The organism is Spongiactinospora gelatinilytica, assembly GCF_003236385.1.
Taxonomy (GTDB): domain Bacteria; phylum Actinomycetota; class Actinomycetes; order Streptosporangiales; family Streptosporangiaceae; genus Spongiactinospora; species Spongiactinospora gelatinilytica.
Window position 1 is genome coordinate 1 of record NZ_POUA01000570.1, and the last position, 3,178, is coordinate 3,178.

At 72.1% G+C, this 3,178-nt stretch carries 5 protein-coding genes; 3 read left to right on the forward strand and 2 right to left on the reverse strand.

What is annotated here, in order from left to right; genetic code table 11:
* From C1I98_RS42225 to C1I98_RS37040, 3 genes are all read left to right on the forward strand, one after another.
* Window positions 1-351, forward strand: a 351-nt coding sequence (locus C1I98_RS42225) for a hypothetical protein (RefSeq protein WP_158558355.1), incomplete at its 5' end; no start/stop codon positions are given.
* Window positions 352-394: 43 nt separating this feature from the next.
* Window positions 395-721, forward strand: coding sequence for an AfsR/SARP family transcriptional regulator (locus C1I98_RS37035; protein ID WP_267898109.1), 327 nt, complete (start codon window positions 395-397; stop codon window positions 719-721).
* 333 nt (window positions 722-1,054) lie between these two features.
* Window positions 1,055-2,443 carry an FAD-binding oxidoreductase gene (locus C1I98_RS37040; RefSeq protein ID WP_111171932.1) on the forward strand — a complete coding sequence of 463 codons (1,389 nt, stop codon included), beginning with the start codon at window positions 1,055-1,057 and terminating at the stop codon, window positions 2,441-2,443.
* A 1-nt stretch (window position 2,444) separates the two neighbouring features.
* Here the strand turns inward: C1I98_RS37040 and C1I98_RS37045 are convergent, their stop codons facing one another.
* Window positions 2,445-2,642: a Sec-independent protein translocase family protein gene (locus C1I98_RS37045; protein ID WP_111171933.1), complete on the reverse strand. Its 198-nt coding sequence runs from the start codon at window positions 2,640-2,642 to the stop codon at window positions 2,445-2,447.
* Window positions 2,643-2,645: 3 nt separating this feature from the next.
* A complete protein-coding gene (locus tag C1I98_RS37050; RefSeq protein WP_111171934.1) occupies window positions 2,646-3,089 on the reverse strand; it encodes a MerR family transcriptional regulator in 444 nt (147 codons plus the stop codon).
* Window positions 3,090-3,178 lie beyond the last annotated feature (89 nt).

Consider the following 3,178-nt stretch of genomic DNA (forward strand, 5'->3'; position numbering starts at 1 on the left):
GGCGGGGGTTTGCGGTCGTTCGCCCGCAACGCGGGGCGGCACCTGCAACAAGGGGTGCTGACCTGGCTGCTGGGGACGGGCGCGGCGGCGGGGGTGCAGGTGCCGCGCACGTTCGACGTGCTGGGCATCGTGACGATGATCGGCGGCATGCTGGGCATCTCGTGGCCGAACATCCGCGCCCGGGTGGCCCGCAGGGTCCCCGAGCAGGCGATCACCGCCGCCGAGACCTCCGTCCCGCTGGTGGCGCAGGTCAGACGCCGGGGCGTGGCCGACCGGCGCCGCCGCGAGACCGGCGAACGCGGCGGCGGCCCGCGCCCACCGGCTGCTCGACAAGTCCAGCCGGTGCGATGACATCCTGGACCGGCGGACCCGCGACGACCTGTCCGCCGACCTGCTGCCCGAGTGGTCGGACAACGAGTGGGTGCTGATCGAGCAGGAGCAGTACCACCAGCTCCGGCTGTACGCCCTGGAGGCCATGGCCCGGCGGCTCACCGCGGCCGGCCGGCACGGTGAGGCGGTCGCCGCCGCCCTGTCGGCGGTGCGCGCCGAGCCACTGCGCGAGAGCGCCCACCGCGTCCTCATCGACGCCCACCTCGCCGCGGGCAACCGCGCGGCGGCGCAGCGCCAGTACGAGCAGTGCCGCCGCATCCTGCTGGACGAACTCGGCCTGGAGCCCTCCGACACCCTCCGGCGCCTGGTCCCCCATCCCACCACCCGCTGAACAGCTTCAGTGCGAATAGTCAGAAATCGGACAGTTAACGGACTGTCGAATGGCGGGCGAGTCTCTAGAAGATACGCATGACAGACAATTCGCCCAGCAGTCATGAGGAAATCTTGGACGCCTCCCTCCGCTGTCATGCCGCACGATCACGCTTGCTCTTCGCGGCCTGTGACCTGAACCCGGCCTGAAGGCCGGCCGGCACCTGCGCGCCCGGCGCACGCCGGGTGATCTCAACGCACCCCCCGCGCCGTCAGGGCCCCATTACCTGTGGCCGCTTCCCGGCGAATGCCCGCATGCCCCTCAGACGAACGACCCCCGAGGAGTGGTACGACCATGCAGAGCACGCCCGACGCGAAGACCGTCATGGACGCCATCGCCGCGCTCCGGGGCCGGATTCCCGGCGAACGGGTGCTGGTCGACGGGCCTGAGTACGCGACCGTGACGGCGTTGTGGAACGGCGCGATCCGGCGGCGGCCCGCCGTGGTGGTCCGGTGTGCCGAGGTCACCGATGTGCAGGCGGGGGTCCGGGTGGCCCGCGAGCACGGACTGCCGCTGTCGGTGCGCGGGGCCGGGCACGACTGGGCCGGGCGGGCCCTCGCCGACGGAGGGCTGACGCTGGATCTGACCGGCCTGCGCAAGGTCCGGATCGACGCGGAACGGCGCCGCGCCGACATCGGCGGCGGCGCCACGGCGAACGACCTTCTCGGCGCGGCCGAGCCGTTCGGGCTGGTCGCCGCGTCCGGCACGATCGGCTCGGTCGGCATGGTCGGCCTGACCCTCGGCGGCGGCTACGGCCCGCTGGCCGGGCGGGCGGGCATGGCCGCCGACAACCTGCTGGGCGCGGAGGTCGTACTGGCCGATGGCTCGCTGGTGCGGGTGGACGCCGAAAGCGAGCCCGACCTGCTGTGGGCGCTGCGCGGCGGTGGCGGCAACTTCGGCGTGGTGACCTCGGCCACGATCCGGCTGCACGAGGTGCCGTCCGTGGTGGCGGGCATGATCATCTATCCGTGGGTGCAGGCCGGGCAGGTGCTGGGCCTGCTCCGCGAACTCCTGCCGTCCACCCCGGACGAACTCACCGTGCAGACCGCCGTGGGCGCCGGGCCCGACGGCGCCCCCGTGGTGATGTTGCTCCCCACCTGGAGCGGAGATCCGGCGCTCGCCGCGGCCGAGCAAGGGCCGTTGCGCGCGCTGACCCGGCTGGGCGACCCGTTGATGGCGCAGCTCGAAGCGGTGTCCCTGGCGGGCCTCCTGGCCCAGCGGGACCAGATGTTCCCCGCCGGGCGGCACGTCGTCATCCGCACCCGCTCGGTGCCCGAGCTGACCGCCCCGATCGCGGACGTGATCACCGAGTACGGCGGCGCGCTGACCTCGCCGCTGTCCGCGCTCGGGCTGCACCACTTCCACGGCGCGGCGACCCGGGTGCCGGTCTCGGACACGGCCTTCCCGATCCGGGAGCCGCACCTGATGGCCGAGATCATCGCCGTCTGGCCCGCCGAGGACACCGGCGGCGAGCGGCATCGGGCGTGGGCCCGATCCACCTCGGGCGCCCTCGCCCCGCACGCCCTGCCCGGCGGTTACGTCAACCTGCTCGGCCCGGACGAGGAGGAGCAGATCGCGCACGCCTACGGCGCCAACACCACCCGCCTGCTGGCCATCAAGTCCGCCGTCGATCCGGACGGCCTCTTCTCGGCGACCCCGCTGCCCGGCGAGATCGCGTTCTAGGTCAGCCGCCGCCAGAGCGTCCGCGCAGCGCGAGAAACGCCGCCACCAGACCGGCGACCACCACGATCGGGCCGATGATCGCCCAGGTGGTGTCGCCGGTCATCGCGCTGCCGCCCACGACGCCGATGCCCTGAAGCGTCCACAGACCGCCGAGCAGGATCAGGACGACGGCGGCGATGACGAGGATCCACGACTTCATCGTTCACCTCATTTCGCACTGAACATCAGACACCACACAGTCGCCGGATTGCAATTCGTGGAGATTCTGAATGCCGGGAGCGGTCTCGGCAATGCGGCGATAGGACGGGCATTGAGTGAAGTCGTCCGCCGTACAGCGCATGAGGTGTTCGATCAGCGCCTTGGAGGCCGTGATCTCCGCGAGCCTGCGCTCCAGTTCGTCGTGGTGGCGTTGCAGGAGCGCGTGCCGTTCGGCCTGGCCGGAGACGGTGAGCACCTCGCGGATCTGCTCCAGGCTCATGCCGGCCGCCTTGGCGCGGATGATCGTCAGCACGCGGACGAGGTGGTCGGCGGTGTAGCGGCGGCGGCCGTTCACCCGGGCGGCGGGGGCCAGCAGGCCCATCGCCTCCCAGTGCCGCAGGACGTGCGGCGCGAGGCCGAACCGCTCGGCGAGTTCGCCGATCCGCATGATCTCACTTGACTTCATGTTGACATTAACTTGCAGGCCCGCCCCCGCGTCAAGTGCCGGGCGTCAGGGTGGTGGGGGCGGGGACCGGG

What these genes read in the sequence shown, in the direction of transcription:
- C1I98_RS37040 (WP_111171932.1), top strand. Translation starts at nt 1,055, where the DNA reads ATGCAGAGCACGCCCGACGCGAAGACCGTCATGGACGCCATCGCCGCG.
- C1I98_RS37045 (WP_111171933.1), bottom strand. Translation starts at nt 2,642, where the DNA reads ATGAAGTCGTGGATCCTCGTCATCGCCGCCGTCGTCCTGATCCTGCTC.
- C1I98_RS37050 (WP_111171934.1), bottom strand. Translation starts at nt 3,089, where the DNA reads ATGCGGATCGGCGAACTCGCCGAGCGGTTCGGCCTCGCGCCGCACGTC.